Origin of the sequence: Beduinella massiliensis (assembly GCF_900199405.1) — a bacterium.
GTDB lineage: Bacteria > Bacillota > Clostridia > Christensenellales > Aristaeellaceae > Beduinella > Beduinella massiliensis.
Window position 1 is genome coordinate 392,206 of sequence record NZ_LT963430.1, and the last position, 18,181, is coordinate 410,386.

At 62.6% G+C, this 18,181-nt stretch carries 16 protein-coding genes, 1 pseudogene and 1 other annotated feature; of the genes and pseudogenes, 10 read left to right on the forward strand and 7 right to left on the reverse strand.

Translation table 11 applies throughout. The annotated features are described in order from the left end of the window. Nucleotides 1–6 precede the first annotated feature (6 nt). The 5 genes from C1725_RS02570 to C1725_RS02595 all read right to left on the reverse strand — a co-directional run bounded on the left by C1725_RS02570 (nt 7) and on the right by C1725_RS02595 (nt 4,593). Nucleotides 7–2,025 carry a L,D-transpeptidase family protein gene (locus C1725_RS02570; RefSeq protein ID WP_346026272.1) on the reverse strand — a complete coding sequence of 673 codons (2,019 nt, stop codon included), beginning with the start codon at nt 2,023–2,025 and terminating at the stop codon, nt 7–9. Nucleotides 2,026–2,180: 155 nt separating this feature from the next. Beyond that, on the reverse strand, nt 2,181–2,597 hold the full coding sequence (locus C1725_RS02575; RefSeq protein ID WP_102410124.1) for a DUF2871 family protein: 417 nt from the start codon (nt 2,595–2,597) through the stop codon (nt 2,181–2,183). 15 nt (nt 2,598–2,612) lie between these two features. Beyond that, entirely contained in the window at nt 2,613–3,272 is a 660-nt protein-coding gene (locus C1725_RS02580; protein ID WP_346026273.1) for a hypothetical protein, read from the reverse strand. Between the two features lie 5 nt (nt 3,273–3,277). Continuing rightward, nucleotides 3,278–3,865, reverse strand: a complete 588-nt coding sequence (locus C1725_RS02590; RefSeq protein ID WP_102410127.1) for a TetR family transcriptional regulator — start codon at nt 3,863–3,865, stop codon at nt 3,278–3,280. Nucleotides 3,866–4,008: 143 nt separating this feature from the next. Then, nucleotides 4,009–4,593: an HDIG domain-containing metalloprotein gene (locus C1725_RS02595; RefSeq protein ID WP_102410128.1), complete on the reverse strand. Its 585-nt coding sequence runs from the start codon at nt 4,591–4,593 to the stop codon at nt 4,009–4,011. A 218-nt stretch (nt 4,594–4,811) separates the two neighbouring features. Between C1725_RS02595 and C1725_RS02600 the strand changes: the two genes are divergently transcribed. The 4 genes from C1725_RS02600 to C1725_RS02615 all read left to right on the forward strand — a co-directional run bounded on the left by C1725_RS02600 (nt 4,812) and on the right by C1725_RS02615 (nt 7,483). Then, nucleotides 4,812–5,015: a hypothetical protein gene (locus tag C1725_RS02600; protein WP_102410129.1), complete on the forward strand. Its 204-nt coding sequence runs from the start codon at nt 4,812–4,814 to the stop codon at nt 5,013–5,015. Beyond that, nucleotides 4,999–5,589, forward strand: coding sequence for a GNAT family N-acetyltransferase (locus C1725_RS02605; RefSeq protein ID WP_102410130.1), 591 nt, complete (start codon nt 4,999–5,001; stop codon nt 5,587–5,589). The genes C1725_RS02600 and C1725_RS02605 overlap by 17 nt, the downstream gene beginning before the upstream one ends. Further along, nucleotides 5,586–6,383 (forward strand): Cof-type HAD-IIB family hydrolase, encoded by a 798-nt coding sequence (locus tag C1725_RS02610; RefSeq protein ID WP_102410131.1) that lies wholly within the window; start codon nt 5,586–5,588, stop codon nt 6,381–6,383. Before C1725_RS02605 ends, C1725_RS02610 begins: the two co-directional genes overlap by 4 nt. Before the next feature lie 80 nt (nt 6,384–6,463). Further along, nucleotides 6,464–7,483 carry a substrate-binding domain-containing protein gene (locus C1725_RS02615; RefSeq protein WP_102410132.1) on the forward strand — a complete coding sequence of 340 codons (1,020 nt, stop codon included), beginning with the start codon at nt 6,464–6,466 and terminating at the stop codon, nt 7,481–7,483. Between the two features lie 2 nt (nt 7,484–7,485). On the opposite strand, the gene C1725_RS02620 is transcribed toward C1725_RS02615, so the two are convergent. After that, nucleotides 7,486–8,316, reverse strand: a complete 831-nt coding sequence (locus C1725_RS02620; RefSeq protein ID WP_102410133.1) for an MBL fold metallo-hydrolase — start codon at nt 8,314–8,316, stop codon at nt 7,486–7,488. A gap of 134 nt (nt 8,317–8,450) precedes the next feature. Beyond that, nucleotides 8,451–8,675, forward strand: a binding site (T-box leader). Between the two features lie 13 nt (nt 8,676–8,688). On the opposite strand from C1725_RS02620, the pseudogene metG reads away from it, so the two are divergent. Continuing rightward, nucleotides 8,689–10,695 (forward strand): annotated as a pseudogene (gene metG, locus C1725_RS02625) (methionine--tRNA ligase); the annotation flags it as partial. Next, complete coding sequence (locus tag C1725_RS02630) at nt 10,695–11,501, forward strand: TatD family hydrolase (protein ID WP_102410135.1); 807 nt, start codon at nt 10,695–10,697, stop codon at nt 11,499–11,501. The pseudogene metG and the gene C1725_RS02630, both read left to right, overlap by 1 nt. Nucleotides 11,502–11,581: 80 nt before the next feature. Here the strand turns inward: C1725_RS02630 and C1725_RS02635 are convergent, their stop codons facing one another. Beyond that, the gene (locus tag C1725_RS02635) at nt 11,582–13,858 is read right to left on the reverse strand and encodes a helix-turn-helix domain-containing protein (protein ID WP_102410136.1); all 2,277 of its coding nucleotides are present in this window, start codon (nt 13,856–13,858) and stop codon (nt 11,582–11,584) included. Nucleotides 13,859–14,087: 229 nt separating this feature from the next. Here C1725_RS02635 and C1725_RS02640 point away from each other — a divergent pair, with 229 nt between their 5' ends. From C1725_RS02640 to C1725_RS02655, 4 genes are all read left to right on the forward strand, one after another. Further along, the gene (locus C1725_RS02640; RefSeq protein WP_102410137.1) at nt 14,088–15,023 is read left to right on the forward strand and encodes an ABC transporter permease subunit; all 936 of its coding nucleotides are present in this window, start codon (nt 14,088–14,090) and stop codon (nt 15,021–15,023) included. Nucleotides 15,024–15,037: 14 nt separating this feature from the next. Beyond that, on the forward strand, nt 15,038–15,898 hold the full coding sequence (locus tag C1725_RS02645) for an ABC transporter permease subunit (RefSeq protein WP_102410138.1): 861 nt from the start codon (nt 15,038–15,040) through the stop codon (nt 15,896–15,898). Between the two features lie 58 nt (nt 15,899–15,956). Beyond that, the gene (locus C1725_RS02650) at nt 15,957–17,444 is read left to right on the forward strand and encodes an extracellular solute-binding protein (protein ID WP_102410139.1); all 1,488 of its coding nucleotides are present in this window, start codon (nt 15,957–15,959) and stop codon (nt 17,442–17,444) included. A gap of 71 nt (nt 17,445–17,515) precedes the next feature. Continuing rightward, nucleotides 17,516–18,175, forward strand: coding sequence for an SGNH/GDSL hydrolase family protein (locus C1725_RS02655; protein ID WP_346026274.1), 660 nt, complete (start codon nt 17,516–17,518; stop codon nt 18,173–18,175). Nucleotides 18,176–18,181 lie beyond the last annotated feature (6 nt).

Consider the following 18,181-nt stretch of genomic DNA (forward strand, 5'->3'; position numbering starts at 1 on the left):
AATAATCTAATGATTTCGCCGAGTCCTCAGCCCACCGCGTTGCCCGGGAGGTCGGCATCCACGGGGATGAGCGTGGGCGCTCACGCCGGAGCCCGCGGCCTGCGGGGGCGCGGTGGGCGCGGGCATCGCGGACGGCAGATCGGGTGTGACGGCCGCGGGCTCCGGCGTGAGGGCGGGCAGGGCGGTGGGGTTCAGCGACGGGTCGTAGAGCGCGGCGAGCGTGTCCTTGCCCGCGACGCCGTCCGTGGAGAGCCCGTGGTCCTTTTGAAAGGATTTGACCGCCGCGATGGTGCCCGCGTAGTACCCGCCGGTGACGGTGCCGCCGTAGTAGCCCAGGTCCTTGAGGCGGCGCTGCAGGAAGTAAACGGCCTCGCTCTCTACGCCCTTTTTGAGCAGCCCGGTGTACGCGGGGAAGTTCACGCCGTCGTAATAGGGCTCGGCCGTGGGCTGGGGCGTCACGCTGGGCAGCAGGGTGTCGTAGTCGAGCGCAGGGGGCTTGAGCGACTCCGTGAGCTCCGGATCCGCCTCGCCCTCGAAGATGCGGATGACCGTGCCCGCCTGGCAGTTGTCGTAGATCCACTTCGCATCCGCGACGAGCAGGCGCACGCATCCGTGCGAGGCGCGCTCGCCGAGCTTCTTGTACGAGCTGACCGAAAGCGCGCGTTCGTTGGGCGCGCTGTAGAGCACGGAATGAAAGGCGTTGAGCGAGTCGATGCGCGTCAGGTACTGGGCGTGCGAGTCCCACTCCGGGAAGTAGCCCCAGCGCGCGCGCTTGCTGGGCATCGTGACGGTTTCGATCGGCGTGGGATTGCTCTTCGTGCCGGTGGAGCAGATCATCCGGCGCACGACGGTTTTGTATTCCCCGTTTGCGTCGAGCCCATAGGCGGTGGTGATCTGGTTGGTCACATCCACCTCCAGCAGGTAGGGCATGGGCGCGGGGGTCGCCGTCGGGCGCGGGGTGGCGTCTGCGGGTACGGGCTGCGGGTCGGCGAAGAGCGCCTCCTGCGTGTCACGCCCGGCGACGCCGTCCACCTTGAGGCCGTTGTTCTTCTGAAAGGCGCGCACGGCGGCGCGGGTCTGCTTGTAGTAGCCGCCGGTGATCTTCGCGTCGTAATAGCCCAGCTCCGTAAGCCGCTGCTGCAGGCGGGACACGTCGTCGCCCGTGGAGCCGTACTCCAGCTTTTTCGTGTAGGAAAAGGGCTGCGGCTCCTGCGTCGGCTGGGGCGTCGTGGGCACCGAGGCGGGGCGAAGCCCCTCCTGTGGCCCGGGCGTTTGAAGGTCGGGGGCGTTCACGGGCTTTGCCGCCGAGCCGTCCTTGCAGACGGCCGCGCCCATCATCGCGTTCCAGGTGCCGCTGCCGACCACGCCGTCCTCCCGAAGGCCGTTCTTCTTTTGAAAGGCCTCCACCGCCTGCGTCGTCTTGTCGTAATAGCCGCCGGTGAATTTTTCCTTGAAGTAGCCCAGCTCCGCCAGGCGCATTTGCACGGCCTTTACGTCGTCGCCCTGCATGCCGTAGGTAAGCGTGCGCGTGAGGGTGACGCCCTCGTAGAGCGCCGTGCCGCCCTCAGGCGCGGGCGTCGCCGTGGCGGGGACGATCCAGCCGGCGGTGTCCTGCGGTGCGGCCGTGGGCGGCATCGCCTGCGTCGTGCCGCCGATGGAGGCGGCGTTTTCGTCCATCAGCGTGTTCCAGGTGGTGGTGTTGACGCGCCCGGTCTGCGCGAGGCCGGTGCGCTGCTGGAAGGCGAGCACGGCCTGCGCCGTGGCCGCGTCGAATACGTCGCCGGAGCCGTCCGCGAGGTAGCCGAGGGCGAAGAGGCGGCTGCGCACCATCGAGACGGCCTCGCCCGTCGTGCCCTCGTAGAGCGCGGCGAAGGGCGTGGGCGCGGGTTCGGCGTCCGCGTCGTCGCTCACGGAGAAGTCGGACAGCGGGTTTCTGTATTCCTCGGGGATGACGATGGCGTCCTCCGCATGTACGGCGGGGACGCACAGGAGCATCAGGCATACGATTGCGGCGGCTCGTTTCATCCGGCCGACACCTTCCTTCCGGACGTAGATTGTCTTTATTGTATCTGGGCGCGGCGCTTTTTGCAAGGTTTGTCGAAAAATGGCAAACGGATGGCGGGAAACGCAAAAGCCCCGCCCAACTTCTCGGCCGTGAAGCAGGGCGGGGCGAAAGGTTCTCATTTGTCCTGGGCGAGGCCTCGCAGCATGGTGAAGAACACCACCAGCCCGGCGCCGGTCATGATGTGGCCGATGCCCGCGATGCCGGAGATCGAGGCGTCGAGCGCGCTGGCGACGGGTACGGACAGCACCTGCAGCACCCCGCGCGCGGCCAGCATTGCCGCCGTCACGCAGACGCCCGCGTTGTATAGGCCGTAGAAGAGGCGGAAGCGCCTGTGCGAGAGGAGGGGAAGCGCCCGGCTCAGCAGCGCGGCGACGAGAAAGAAGAGCATGCCCAGCAGGAACAGGTGCGTGTGCACGAGGCCGAGGCTGGTGCGGCCCGCAAAGCCATTGAACTTCGTAAACTCCCGGTAGAAGACGCCGCCCGCCATCGCGGCGATGGCGTAGATAAAGGACGTGTTGACCATCTTTTTCATGTTTCTCTCCCCCTCTTACTTGGCGTTTTTTCGCATGTCCTGGTAGCCCATGACCACGATCCAGACGTATGCGAGCGTCTTGGGAATCATGAGCACGCCCACCAGCGGATAGAGGCCGGAAAAGAGCACCACGGGGATGTACATCGCGAAGCTGAGCGTGATCGCCAGCGGCATGGGCGAAAAGGCCCTGTCGCCGCGCGCGCGGGTTTCCTTGTAAAACAGGTAGATGATGAGGCCGCCCAGAATGGCGAACGGCACGTTGCGCAGCACGCCGAAGAGCAGCGGCTGGCGGTAGGCGAGCCAGTCGTTCTGCGGCAGCAGGCACAGCAGGACGCGCACCGCCGCGAGCACGTAGACCGCGAGGGTGACGTTCTTCTCCCGCTTTTCGTAGCGCAGGCAGTAGACGTGGTAGAGCAGCACGTAGAACACGGTCATCGTGATGGAGGTGACGAGCTTGCCCACGCCCAGCGCGGCGGCGTGCGCCTCAAGGCCCGTGGTGCACAGTGCGATGGCGCGCGGCACGAGGTGGAACGAGTCGCCCGCGCCGAGGATGACGGCCATCAGCCCGAAGAGCCGGTGCTCGCGCTTCTTCCCGTTCTTGAGCATGAGCACGCCCAGCACGACGACGCCGACGAGGTAAAAGATGTCGAATAAGGTTTCCATGATCGCTTGCATTGGGTTCAATCTCCTTTTTGATGGGGTTGGGATGGATAGAGAATCCGCTCTAACAGGCACAGCAGGAACGCGCAGTCGTTCTTCCCCGCCTTCAGGCGCGTCAGCATCGTCGTCAGCACGTGCTCGCACAGCGCTTTTTGCGTGAAGCTTTCGGAGAATACCGCGGGATCGACGGCCTCGTCCTGCGAGAGCGCCAGCAGCAGGCCTTCCTCCATGTGCGCGTAGTATCGGCGCTCCAGCGAGAGGCCCATGGCGCGCTGCTCGTCCGAGAGCGAGGCCATGCGCAGCAGCAGCCCGTCCCGAAAGCGGCGCACCCGGTCCAGCAGCGCGGCGTACAGCTCGCAGAGGTAGTCCGTGAAGCGCTGGTGGGGCGGCGGCGCGCAGACGGCACCGTGCAGCATGCTGCGCCAGAAGTGCTCGATGACCGCGACCACCAGCTCCGACTTGGAAACGAAGTAGTTGTACACCGTGCCGACGGCGACGCCGCACTCCGCCGCAAGGCGGCGGATGGACAGCGCCTCGAACCCTTCGTCAGAGACGACGCGCTCCGCCGCGTCGAGCAGGGCGTCGCGGGAGGCGGCAGCGTGGTTCATGTGATTTCCTCCTGTTCGTCAAAATGAACGATGTTCATATGAACTATGTTCATTTTAACGCGGCCTCCGCGTCCTGTCAAGAGGGGAAAGACAAAAAAACGGCCCGCGCGCAAAATTTTCTGCGCGCGGGTCCAAGCGTTTCCTTACAGCCCCAGCTTTGCCATGGCCTCGTTGATGGCGTCTTCGTCGGGCTTCATGTGCTCCAGGGTATCCGAAAGCAGCCTGTCCAGATCCCAGCCGAGCATCTGCGCGCCGTTGGCGATCACTTCGCGCGAGCAGCCCGCGGCGAAGGCGGGGGACTTGTACTTCTTTTTCAGGCTCTTCAGCTCCATGTCCTGAATGCTGCCGGAGGGGCGCATCTTGCCCGCCGCGCCGATGAGGCCGGTGAGCTCGTCCGCGGCGTAGAGCACCTTTTCCATCTCATGCTCCGGCGCGATGTCCGAGCACAGGCCGTAGCCGTGGCAGGCGACGGCGCGCACGAGGCGCTCCGGCAGATGCTCCGCGCGCAGGATCTCCAGGCACTTCTTGCAGTGCTCCTCGGGATAGCGCTCGAAGTCGATGTCGTGCAGCAGCCCCACGACGCCCCAGAAGTCGCGCTCCTCGCCGTAGCCCAGCGCGTCCGCGTAGCGGGCCATGACGGCCGCGACGGTCATCGCGTGGCGCAGGTGAAAAGGCTCCTGGTTGTATTTCCGAAGCAACGAAAACGCCGATTCGTACGTCAAATCCATAGGGGAAGACCTCCTGTTTCTCGCTTTCAGCTTTGGTTTTCCGGGAAAGGCGACCCGCATTTTGTGAAAAGGATACCAGCGCCGCCGCCTTTTGTCAAGCCGGATTCGCGCAAAGAAACCAGGCCGGGCTGTTGCGAATTGAAGGAGCATATACTATAATGAAGCCAAGGGGCGATTGCGCCCCGTCCGGCGGGGCCGGAAAAGACAGGAGAATGGATATGAAACACCTATACCGCCTTTTCATGCTCTTCATGGCGCTGCTGCTCGCGGCAGGCATTTACCTGGCCGTCGCGGGCGCGCGCGAACATAAAAACAGGCCGCTCGTGCCGAGAGGGAGGGGCATCGTCGCAAGCGAGATTTGGCTTGCACCGTCCTACCATAGCGGGGCGGCGGAAGGGACGCGCGATGTTCCGAGCGTTTAACGGCAGCTTTTTTGCGCTGCCCCCCATCGAGACGCCGCGCCTGCTGCTGCGCAAGATCACCATGGCGGACGCCAGGGACATCTTTGCGTACAGCCGGGACGAGGAAGTCGCCCGCCACGTGCTTTGGGAGGCGCAGCGCAGCATTCGCGACGCGCGCGAGTACGTGCGCTATTTGCAGCGCCTCTATCGAAACGACCAGCCCGCGAGCTGGGGCATCATCGACAAGGCGACCGGCCGCCTCATCGGCACGGTCGGCTTCATGTCCTACAGCGCGGATCACAACAGCGCGGAGATCGGCTACTCCCTCGCGCGCGATTACTGGAACCGGGGCATCATGACCGAGGCGGTGCGCGCGGTGCTGCGCTACGCGTTTGAGAAGATGCAGCTCCACCGCGTGGAGGCGCAGTTTGAGCTGGACAACCCCGCGTCCGGGCGCGTGATGGAGAAGGCGGGCATGCAAAAGGAAGGCGTGCTGCGCGGGCGGCTTTACAACAAGGGGCGCTACGTGGACGTCGCCCTCTACGCGATACTGCGCGAGGACTACATGAGCAAAACGCACGGAGGACACGCATGATTCGTTTGATCGCCAGCGATATGGACGGGACGCTGCTCGACAGCCGGAAGAATATGCCGCCCCGCTTTGAGGACGCCGTTCGCGCGCTCGCCGCGCGGGGCGTCCGTTTTGCCGTCGCGAGCGGCAGGCAGTACGAATGCCTGCTGCGCGACTTTGAGCAGGTGCGGGACGACATCCTCTTTATCGCGGAAAACGGCGCGCTGGTCATGGACAGGGGGAGACGCCTGCTCGTGGACCCCGTACCCGCGGGGCAGCTTCCGGGCGTGATCGCCACGGTGCGCGCGATGCCCGGCGCTTACCCGATCCTCTGCACGGCCGAGGGCGCGTTCATCGAAGACCGGGAGCCTGTCTTCATGCAAAACGCGCTGATGTATTACGCCCGCTGCGAGATCGTCCCCGATCTTTTGGCCCTGTGCGCGCGGGAGGACGTGTGCAAGATCGCCGTGTTCGACCCGCTGGGGGCCGAGCATTGCAGCAATCCGGCGCTGCGCTCCGCCTTCCCGGCGCTTTCGGTCATCCTCTCCGGCGAAATGTGGTCGGACATCATGCGCCCCGGCGTGAACAAGGGCACCGCCATGCGCGCCATTCAAAGGAGCCTTCACATCTCCCCCGAGGAATGCATGGCGTTCGGGGACTATTTGAACGACCTAGAGCTCATGCAAACCTGCGCGCACAGCTACGCCATGGCGAACGCCCATCCGCTGCTGAAGGCGGCGGCGCGCTTTGAGGCCCCCTCCAACGACGAAAACGGCGTGCTGCGCGTGATCGCCGATGCGCTGGGCATTCCGCTCTGAGACGCTTTCACCCTTGCTTTTGCCGCTTCGGTCTGCTATACTGAGGGCGATCGAAAACGTTTTAGATGGGGGCGAAGGACATGGCCGCGACCATCAAAGAGCTGTCTCAGTACTGCGGGCTCTCCATCTCCACGGTTTCCAAGGCGCTCAACGGCTACGCCGACATCAGCGAAAAGACGCGCGCGGCGGTGCTGCGCGCGGCCGAGGAAATCGGCTATCACCCCAGCGCCATCGCCCGCGCGCTCAAGACGAACCGCACGTACAACATCGGCGTGCTCTTCGTGGACGAGAACGAGAGCGGGCTGACGCACCACTACTTTTCCGCGGTGCTCGACAGCTTCAAGCGCGAGGCCGAGCGGCGCGGCTACGACATCACGTTCATCAACCACAACATCGGGCGCACGCAGATGACGTATCTGGAGCACAGCCGCTACCGCAACGTGGACGGGCTGTGCCTGGCCTGCGTGGACTTTTACTCGCCCGAGGTGGTGGAGCTGAGCCGGAGCGACCTGCCGCTGGTGACCATCGACCACCCGTTTATGGGGCACACCTGCGTCCAGTCCCAGAACGAGGCGGGGATGCGCGAGCTGGTGCGCTACGTGTACGGCAAGGGCCACCGGCGCATCGCGTTCGTGCACGGCGGGCGTTCGACGGTGACGGACCTGCGCATCTCCGGGTTTTACACCAGCATGGGGGAGCTGGGGCTGGAGGTTTTTGCGCCCTACATCGCGGGCTGCTCCTACTGCAACCCCTCCAGCGCCTACGTCGAGGTAAAACGGCTGCTGCGCCTTAGCACGCCGCCCACGTGCATCCTCATGTCGGACGACTACGCGGCGCTGGGCGCCTTGCAGGCGGCGGAGGAAGCGGGCCTTCGGGTGCCGGAGGACCTGTCCGTCGCGGGCTACGACGGCATTCAGCTCACGCAGCTGCTGCGCCCGCGGCTCACGACCCTGCGTCAGGACACGGAGCGCATCGGCTGCGAGGCGGCCGCGCGCCTGGTCGACCGCATCGAGCAGCCGGAGGCGTTCTGCCCGCCCTTCGTGTTCGTGCCGGGTGAGCTGATCGAAGGGCAGACGGTGGCGGACATAGCGGGAGCGTAAGATCAGATTTCCACCGTCATTCCGTCGTAGGCGATGTCAAACCCTTCGGGATTCATGCGCGCGCACATCTCCTCGTGCAGCATGCCGCCGTTGTGCGAAAAGTGGTGGCAAATGAAGCGCGCGCCGGGCTGGACGAGGCCCGACCGCTCCATGCGTTCCTTCACCTGCAGGTTTTGCGAAAAACCCATGTGGCCCGTGTAGTCCGAGTGCGTGGGGCCGAACGTGCAGTCCAGGCTGACGGCGGAAAGCCTCCCTTCGGACGCGAGATGCGCCCACGCCTCCTCGCCCCAAAGGCCCGTGTCGTGCGCGTACAGGAGAGAGCGGCCCTCCTCCTCGATGCGGTAAAAGAGGCTGCCCGGGCAGCCGTGCACCGCGGGGTAGGCGGTGACGCAGAGCGTATCCGCCCGGAATCGCTCGAAGGGCGCGACCTCGTGGAAGACGACGTGGTCCCCGAGCGGTTCGCAGGCGTCGGAATGCGCGTATTCCTCGAAGAACGCCCGCGTATGCGCGCTGCCGTACAGGTGCAGGGGCCCGTGATGTGCGATGTGCGCGTAGCCGGGCAGGTAGTTTTCCAGCGTCTCGCGGTAGAAGTGATCGGAGTGCGCGTGCGTGATGAGCACGTGACGCACGCGGCTGAGGTTCAGGCCGAGCCGGAGCTTCATCGCGTACAGGTCGGCGGACAGGTCGATGAGCACGCGGTCGTTTACGATCGCACCCGAGCGGTGGCGGATGTTCCGGCCCCCGCGGCGCGCGGCCTCCAGGCACGCGGGGCACTCGCAGAAGATGGCGGGCCAGCACTCCGCGGCGGCGGTTCCGAGGAATTGCAGTTTCATGGGGCGACCTCCCTGTTTGTTTGATGCGGACGGCGTATTTCACGCATCATTGTACGGCCCGGGGCGCATCCTGTCAATCGGGCGCGGAATTTGGCGCGGCGCATTGACAAGGACGCGTCCCGGCATTTATAATAAGGCAAGCAATGAAGAAGAGAGTAGCGCTCTGCATCCCCCTTCAAGAGAGCCGGGCTGGGTGAAAGCCGGCAGGGCGGGCGGCGTGAACATGGCTTTGGAGCATCCGCGACGAACGCAGGCCACGGCGGTCTGTCTGAGGCGCGGCGGCAGGCCCCGTTATAGGCCGCGCGAGGCATCCCATGGGGTGCGAAGCAGGGTGGTACCACGGTAGATCCGTCCCTTGCCGTTTGGCGGGGGACGTTTTTTCATGAGGAGGAAAAGACAATGTGTAAGGACTGCGAAAAGAAGACGTTTTACATCACCACGCCGATCTACTACCCCAGCGACAAGCTGCACATCGGCCACAGCTACTGCTCCACCGCGGCGGACACCATGGCCCGCTTCAAGAAGCTGACGGGCTACGACGTGTACTTCCTGACCGGAACGGACGAGCACGGCCAGAAGATCGAGCGCAAGGCCGCGGAAGCCGGCGTCACGCCCCAGCAGTACGTGGACAGGATCGTCGCGGGCATCAAGGACCTGTGGAAGCTGATGGACGTCGATTACGACGACTTCATCCGCACCACGGACGAGCGCCACGTGAAGGGCGTGCAGCGCTGGTTTAAGCAGCTGTACGACCAGGGCGACATCTACAAGAGCGAATACGAGGGCTGGTACTGCACGCCCTGCGAGTCCTTCTGGACGGAGCTGCAGCTCAAGGACGGCTGCTGCCCGGACTGCGGGCGTCCGGTCGAAAAGACGCGCGAGGAGAGCTACTTCTTCCGCCTGTCGAAGTACCAGGACTGGCTGATCCAGTACATCGAAGAGCACCCGGACTTCATCCAGCCGCCATCCCGCACGGCGGAGATGATCAACAACTTCCTGAAGCCCGGCCTGCAGGATCTGTGCGTGTCGCGCACGTCGCTCAAGTGGGGCATCCCGGTGGACTTTGACCCCAAGCACACGGTGTACGTGTGGGTGGACGCGCTGACCAACTACATCAACGCGCTCGGCGCGGGCACGGAGCACGACGAGCTGTACCGCAAGTACTGGCCCGCCGACATTCACCTGGTGGGCAAGGAGATCGTGCGCTTCCACACGATCATCTGGCCGATCATGCTGCACGCGCTGGGCCTGCCGCTGCCCAGGCAGGTATTCGGCCACGGCTGGCTGGTCATCGACGGCGGCAAGATGTCGAAGTCCAAGGGCAACGTGGTGGATCCCGTGAAGCTGTGCGAGCGCTACGGCTCCGACGCGGTGCGCTACTTCCTCATGCGCGAGGTGCCGTTCGGCTCGGACGGCGAGTTCACCAACGAGGCGCTCATCAAGCGCATCAACTCCGACCTGGCCAACGACCTGGGCAACCTGGTCAGCCGCAGCGTCGCGATGATCGAGAAGTACTTCGGCGGCGTGGTGCCCGCGCAGGCGGAGCTGGATGACCTGGATAAAGCCCTCATCGCGCAGGCCGAAGCGCTGCCCGCGCTCGTGGAAAAGCACATGAACGCGCTGCAGTTCTCGCTCGCGCTTTCGGAAATCTGGAAGCTCGTGTCGGAGTGCAACCGTTACATCGACCTGACGACGCCCTGGATCCTCGCCAAGAACGAGGCGGACAGGCCGCGCTTGGGCACGGTGCTGTACAACCTGCTGGAGTGCAGCCGCATCGTGGCCGTGCTGGTTGGGCCCTTCATGCCCAGGACGCCCGAGCGCATCTTCGCGCAGATCGGCGTCGCGGAGTGCGGGCTCAAGACCTGGGATTCCCTCGGAAAGTTCGGCGGGGCCGTGCCGGGCAGCCGCGTGTGCAAGGGCGAGGCGCTCTTCCCGCGCATCGACGTGCAGAAGGAGCTGGAGCTGCTGGAGGCGGAGCGCCAGGCGGCGATCGCCGCGGCCGCAGCGCCCGCGGAGCCGGAGAAGCCGAAGCCCGTCTTCGAGCAGAAGGCGGAGATCGCCTTCGACGACTTTGAAAAGCTCCAGCTCGTGGTCGCCAAGGTGCTCAAGTGCGAGAAGGTGCCCAAGGCGGACCGCCTGCTCAAGAGCACGCTCAAGGTCGGCGACGAGGAGCGCGTGGTGGTCAGCGGCATCGCGGAGCACTACACGCCCGAGGAGATGGTGGGCAAGAAGGTCGTTCTGCTGGCGAACCTCGCCCCGCGCAAGATCCGGGGCATCGAATCGCGCGGCATGCTGCTGTGCGCCGCGAACGACGCGGCAGGCGAGCTCAAGCTGCTGAGCGTCGAGGGCGACATGGACGAGGGGTGCGAGATCGGCTGATGGAGCAGGCAGAAAACGGAGCGCTTTTTCCGCTGTTTGACACGCACGCGCACCTGAACGACGAGCGCTTCACGTTTGACGGCGGGCAGGAAGCGCTGATCGAGGCGCTTTCGCCCGCGGGGGTTCAGCTTTGCACCTGCGTGGGCGCGGACATGGCCTCCAGCGCCGAGGTGGTCGCGCTCGCGCGCCGGTACGATTTCCTCTACGCGGCGGTGGGCGTGCACCCGCACGACGCCAAGGCGTTTTCCGAGGCGGACGTGCCGCAGCTCACGCGCTGGCTGACGGAGGAAAAAAAGGTGCGCGCGCTGGGCGAAATCGGGCTGGACTACTACTACGACCTCTCCCCGCGGGACGTGCAGAAGGAGGTCTTCTCGCGCCAGCTCGACCTGGCGTACGAGCTGGGCGTGCCCGCCTGCCTGCACGTGCGCGACGCGCACGGCGACACGCTGGACCTTCTGCGCGCGCACCGGGGGCGGCTGCCCGTGATGGTGCTGCACTGCTGCTCCGCGAGCTGGGAGAGCGCAAAGGTTTATTTGGATCTGGGCTGCTACATCTCGTTTGCGGGCCCCGTGACCTTCAAAAAGTCCGTGAACCTGCAGGAGGTCGCGAGCAAGGTGCCGTCGGATCGGCTGCTCATCGAGACGGACAGCCCCTATCTCGCGCCGGAGCCCGTGCGCGGGCGGCGTAACGACCCGCGAAACGTCGCGCACATCGCGCGGCGGGTGGCGGAGATTCGCGGCGAGGAGCCGAAGGCGCTCGCGGAACGGACGTTTGAAAACGGCAAGCGGTTTTACGGCATAGATTGATGCAAAATCAAGATAAGGGCCCTGCAGTCCTCCGATTCTTCGGCGGCTGTAGGGCCCTTTGCGTCCTTGACAGGCTTGCGTCAGGATACGCTGATGTTCTTCCATTGCAGGGGGGTCACGCCCTGCACTTTTTTAAAGGCCACCCTGAACGTATGCGTCAGCGCGTAGCCGGAAGCCGTTGCGACTTCGTTGATACTCAGGTCCGTCGTCCGGAGCAGCTCGCAGGCGTAGGCGATCCGCTTGTTTTCAATGTAGCTGCTGATCTTCTCGTTGGTCTGCTCCTTGAAGAGCTGGGAGAGGTACTTGTCCGAGATGCCCAGGTGCTGCGCGATGCCGCTAACGCTCAGCAGCGGGTCCGTGAACTGCTCGTCGATGTGCCGCAGAACATTTTGCAGCAGTTCGCTCTGCACGCTGCGGCCGCGGTTCATGTTTCGCTCGCAGACCCTGATGCAGTACTGCTGAATTTCCTCAAAAAAACCGTCGAAATTCTTCGGGTGGTCGATCACGGAGTCCATCCTGTCCCGCAGCCTGACGAGGAATCGGCTTCGGTCCTCGCCTTGGTGCGCGTCCGTCCCGATGTGGCTGGCCAGGCGGTACAGGTCGTAGGCAAAAAAGCGCAGCACGTGTGCGGCGTGCACGCTATGCTTCATGCTGTTTTCGTACAAATCGTCGAGGATTTCCCGCGTGCTTTGAACGTTACCCGCCGCGATGCTGTTGCACAGCTTGGTCTCGGTGTACTGGCCATACTCGAAATTATAGAGCGCGTCGTCCTGATACAGGTCGCCGTACCAGAGCAGCTCGCCTATCCCGCTCTGCGGCATACGGGCCATGACCCGCACCTCCCGGTAAGCGCGGGGGACATCCATTGCGCTAAGCACTGTGCTGCTGGCAAAACAGGTCACGCCGAGCCTTTGCGCGAGAAGGCTCGCCACAGACTCCACGCTCTCGCGAAGCTCTGCCTCCTCCATCATGAGTAGGCAGGCCACGCTGCCCGCGTTCATCTCCGCCATGCGGATATGCTCCTGCCCAAACTCGGAACACATGACTCCACTGATCTCGCGCATGGCCTGCTCGTCGGCGTCTTCTGCCTGCCTGAAGACGAGCAGCAGCACTAGGTAGCAGGCTCCCTCAAGCGAGACGCCCGCCATGTGCTGCTCCCTTATCAGGTCGGATTCCAGCATGAACTCCCCCCGGAGCAGACGCCTGAGAAAGATATCTTGCAGCAGGCTCTGCTGCTGGTCGGCGTGCGCGGAGAGCAGCGCCTCGCGCCGCTGAGAAGAGCGGATCGCCTCCTGCATGTACTCGAAGACGTTCGTCGCGCTGGCAGACTGGTTTTCCGGCGCAATGCTGTCCATAACCCCCTGCACGGAATTGACGTTTCTGTGGGTGGAGATCACCGCCACCGTCACGGACAGCAGCGCTACGAGGACGGATAGCAGCAGCATGCCCTTGTTGTAGTCGTAGACGCCCCGAAAAGCGTTTACCCTGGGCTGCGCGGTGACGATCCTGCTTGTCCGTCCCTCGGCAACGGTCACCAGGTATTCCTGCCCGTCGCCGAGGCGCAGGGTATGGACGCCCGCCGGCCGCCCGGAGACGTCCGCCAACAGGGATTCGACCGCCCCCTCATCCCAACGTGCGCTATCGCCTCGGCTGATGAGCCGTCCACCGCTGTCGTCTGCCAACAGGCACACGGAGTCCTCATCCGCCAACCCTTCGCTCAGCCGCTCGCGGAGCGCGGCCTGATCCAACGTGAAGAGGATTACGCCCCGGGGCGACTGGGTTGGGTCGGCGGGCAAGGTTTGTGCGATGACCCAGGTACGGTATACCTCGTCCAGATAGCCGACCTCTACGTCCGGCAGCACCGTTCCCGAGCAGTAAGCTGCGGTAAAGCGTTGCTTAAAATCGGCATAGTCCTCGTTGTTCAGCCGGAAGTAGCGCTCGAACAGCTCCTTTGCCTGATGCAGCGTGCTGCTCTGCGAAATCGCCCGATCCTCCTCAAACAGGAACACGAAGCCTCGACTTACCGCCGGATTTAAAAGGCTCTCCGTGTTGAGCTGCAAATAGGTCATCTGATCGATGGTGCTGCGATATAGAGCCAGCTGATTTCCCTTGCCGGCATCCACCTTGTCGATCTGGATAGCCAGGTTGGAAGCGTTCAGCCGAATCTGTTCCAGCAGCATGTCCATGTTTTCAGCAATGCTCTCCGCCACGCGCAGATTACTCTTTTCAACGTCCTGCTGCATGGCCTCTATCCCCCGGCTGTGCGTATAGAAGATCAGCCATACGGCCAGCAGCAATATCACCAGGGAAGGAATCAGCAGGGCGGCAAAATAGCGCCATTGTATTTTGTGGTGCATGCGTGTGCCTCACCTCGTCTCATCATGCGTTAAAGTATACCATGTTCGAGGCAAAAAGGACGAAAAACATGGTATTTTGTCCGCTGGGACGAAATTTATCCCCTCCGTTTCTAGGAAAAACGCCCATTTTCTGCGGATTTTTCTCTTTCGGCATGGCTGATTTGATGATATATTTGCAATGCGAACTAGGAAAAAGGGGAAAAGATCTTCCTTTAAGGAGGGATACCACATGGTGCGTCCATCGGTGAAGACCCAACCCGCGCACAGCCTGGGCAAACGAATGTTTAAAGCCCGCTGGTTTTACGCACTGATGCTGCCGGGCCTGCTTTATTTCATCATCTACAAGTACATTCCCATGTTTGGGCTCGCCATGGCCTTTCAAGATTATTCTCCCAGCCTGGGTTTTTTGCAAAGCCCTTGGGTGGGGCTCAAGCACTTTAAACAGTTCTTTCAATACGGCTCCTTCGAGCTGCTGTTCAGCAACACGCTGATCCTTTCCCTGCTGAGCCTCGTGTTTTCCTTTCCCGCGCCGGTGATCCTGGCACTGTTCCTCAACGAGATCCGCCACAAGACCTACAAGCGGGTGACACAGACGTTGATGTACCTGCCGCACTTCCTTTCCGCCGTGGTGGTCTGTTCCATCGCTTATCAGATGTTCTCGGTGGAGTCCGGGGTGCTCGCAAAGCTGCTCGGCCTCATGGGCCTGCCGCCGGTCAACATCCTGATGAACGCCTCCGCCTACCGGCCGCTCTTCGTAGGGCTGGGCGTGTGGCAGGGCACCGGCTGGGGTACGATCATCTATCTGGCCGCCCTGTCCAATGTGGACGTGCAGATGTACGAGGCCGCCATGCTGGAGGGCGCGGGCCGCTGGAAGCAGATGTGGTATATTACCATTCCGTCGATCCTGCCCATCATCATGGTGACGCTGGTGCTGCGCATGGGGGATTTGCTGGATGTGGGCCTTGAAAAGACGCTGCTGCTGAGCAACGCCATGAACCGCTCCGTTGCGGAGGTTTTTGACTCCTACGTATATCAGCGCGGCGTGGTAGACGGCAAGTACAGCTTTACGGCCGCCGTCGGCCTGTTCAAGTCCGTCGTAGGACTGATTCTGGTCGTCACCGCCAACTGGCTGAGCAAAAAGGTCACCGATGAGACCATCTATTGAGAAGGAGGCGCACCATGCAGCTCACAGTGAAACACGCCCGGAAGCGCTTTACCCCTGGCGACGCCTTCATCTACGGCGTCGTCGGGCTGTTCACCCTGCTTTGTGTCGTGCCCTTCTGGTACGTCATTGCCTCGTCCTTTTCTAAAAACCCTGGTTTTTTGATTGACGAATTCACGCTGGACAGCTACAGGTACATCTTTTCCACCAGCACCCTGATGCGTAGCCTGGGTAACACCGCCTACATCACCGTCGTGGGCACCCTGCTCAAGCTTCTGTGCACCAGCCTGATGGCCTATGCCCTTTCCGAGATGATACCCGGACGCAAGCTGATCCTGAACCTGGTGATCTTCACCATGCTGTTCAGCGGCGGCATGATCCCCACCTACTTTGTGGTGAAGGGCACGGGGCTGATGAACTCTCTGTGGTCGCTGGTAATCCCGGGCCTGATCAGCCCTTTCAACCTGATCGTTATGAAGAACTTCTACCAGAACATTCCACCGGATTTAAAGGAGAGCGCCCGGATCGACGGCTGCCACGAGGTCGTGCTGCTGTTTCGGATTATCCTGCCCCTTTCCACCGCTTCCCTCGCCACCTTCGGCCTGTTCTACGCGGTGGGATTGTGGAACACCTACATGTCGGCGCTGCTGTACATCCCCAACAACGCCAAGTGGCCCATTCAGGTGCTGCTGCGCCAGATCGTCTACGTGTCCTCCAGCATCGGCGACGAGGGCACGGTTGAAAGCGAGGTCGCGCTGCTCTCTCAGGGCATCAAAATGGCGGTCATCATCGTTGCGACGCTCCCCATCGTCTGTCTGTACCCCTTCCTGCAAAAGCATTTTGCAAAGGGCATCATGGTGGGAGCCGTTAAGGGCTGAACATCTGCGCGGGCAGCGCGTCCCGTGCATTGTGTAAATTTATCAAGGAGGAGTACCCATGAAAACAACTGCCCCCAAAATCCGCCGATTTCTTGCGATCGCCCTGGCGGCCTGCCTGCTTCTTGGCGCCTGCGCCGCTGCGGCGGAAGAACCTCTGACGGTTACCATGTACCTGGGCTGCGGTGTGGTCGAATTCCCGCCGGACGGCAACGAGATTGAGAAAATCATCGAGGACTACACCGGCGTGGACATGAAGATCAACGCTTATTCCGGCTCCGTGCTGCACGAGATGATGCCCACGCTGATCGCGGGCGGTGACCTGCCGATGGTAGTCAACGTCGGCGGCAGCCAACTTAGCAAGAGCTACCTGATCAACGCCATGGAGGCCGGTGAATTCTGGGATGTGACGGATTATATCAGCAGCCTGGACAACTTTAAGGACATCAACCCTTTGGCGCTGAGCAATTACGCGATCGAAGGCCGCCTTTACGGCCTGCCCCTGGAGCGAGGCCTTTCGCGAGACGCGCTGACCTACCGCTACGACTGGCTGGAGAATCTGGGGCTCGACGACCCCAAAACCGTTGACGACCTGGTGAACATGTGGCTCGCCTTTACCAAGGACGACCCGGACGGCAACGGCATAGACGACACCTACGGCGTCGTGACCAGCGGTCTGACCTTCCTCAACCAGGTCGCCCTGCACCTGGGCGCGCCCAATAACTGGCTGTACGAGGACGGGAAAATGATCAAGATGCAGCTGACCGAAGCGTACGGCGAGGCGCTGGACATCTGCCGCATGCTCTACGCGGAGGGCGCCATTCATCCCGAGTTCGCCATCCGCGAGCGCGCGGATTACGAGGGCGACTTTGTAAACGGCAAGGCAGGCAGCTATTATGACGTGAGCACGGGCATCACCGCCTTTCAGGACCGCATCACCGATCCGAACGCGGTACTTCACGCCAGCAACCTGTTCGCGAATGCGGAAGGTGAAATCTATACCTCGGCCGGCCGCGGCAACAACGGCGTGCTGCTGTTCAGCAAGAAGGCCATCCCGGACAAGGAAACCCTGGACAGGGTCATCAACATCTTTGATCGTCTTGCGGACGAGGAGATGTGCAATCTGCTGGCTCTGGGGGTAGAAGGAATCAACTACGAAGTGGTAGACGGCGTGGCCCACATGATTCCCGAGAACAACACCTATTGGCAGGAAAAGATCAACAGCCCCTACTCCATTCCGCTGGCCGTGCGCTGGCCCATCCTGCGCACCATGCCCGTAGAATACGATTACGGCGATCAGCGTAACCTGGAGATTATTCAGGAGAACGCGCCTTACGCCGTCGCTGACCCGACGCTGGGGCTGATCTCCGAGCTGTACAACGATATCGGCAGCGACCTGGACACCCTGCTGAGCGACGCCGCGACGCTGTACATCATGGGCGAGATCGACAAGGACGAATACAACAACCGCATGGAGCAGTGGAAGCGGCAAGGCGGGGAGGACATCGCCGCGGACTATGCCCGCCTGTATCAGGAAAAGAATCAGTAACCATTTCGCGGGCGGCCGCGGCGATAAGGCCGCAGCCGCCCGCACGCTGTTAAAACAAGGAGGCTGTTATCGTGAAACCCTTGATTCTCTTTCAGGGAGATTCCATTACCGATGTGAGCCGCAATCGCGACAACGATCATTACGCAGGCCACGGCTATCCCACGCTGGTGAAGGCGCGGCTGGGCTACGACGCACCGGGACGGTACGAATTTCTCAACCGCGGCGTCAGCGGTAACCGGGTAGTGGATCTGTATGCGCGGATAAAGATGGACATCATCAATTTAAAGCCGGATTACCTTAGCATCCTCATCGGCGTCAACGATGTTTGGCACGAGGTGAGCCGGCAAAACGGCGTGAACGCTGCAAAGTTTCGCAGGGTCTACGACATGCTTCTGTGCGAGGTGCGGGAGGCGCTGCCGGGTATTCGCCTGTTGATTCTGGAGCCCTTCGTGTTGCCGGGCACCGCCACCATGGACACGGAGGAGGCGCCGGACCGCCTTACGACCTTTCAGCGGGAGGTCGCCCTGCGCGCTGAAGCCGCGCGCGAAGTGGCCGCGGTGCACGGCGCCTGCTTTGTGCCGCTGCAGCGCCGTTTCGACCAAGCGGTTTGGGGCATGGATCCCGCATACTGGCTGATAGACGGCGTGCACCCTTCCGCCATGGGGCACGAGTTGATTGCACGCGCCTGGATGGAGGGATTTAAATCCCTTTGCGCAGGAGAAGAGATGTAACGGGGA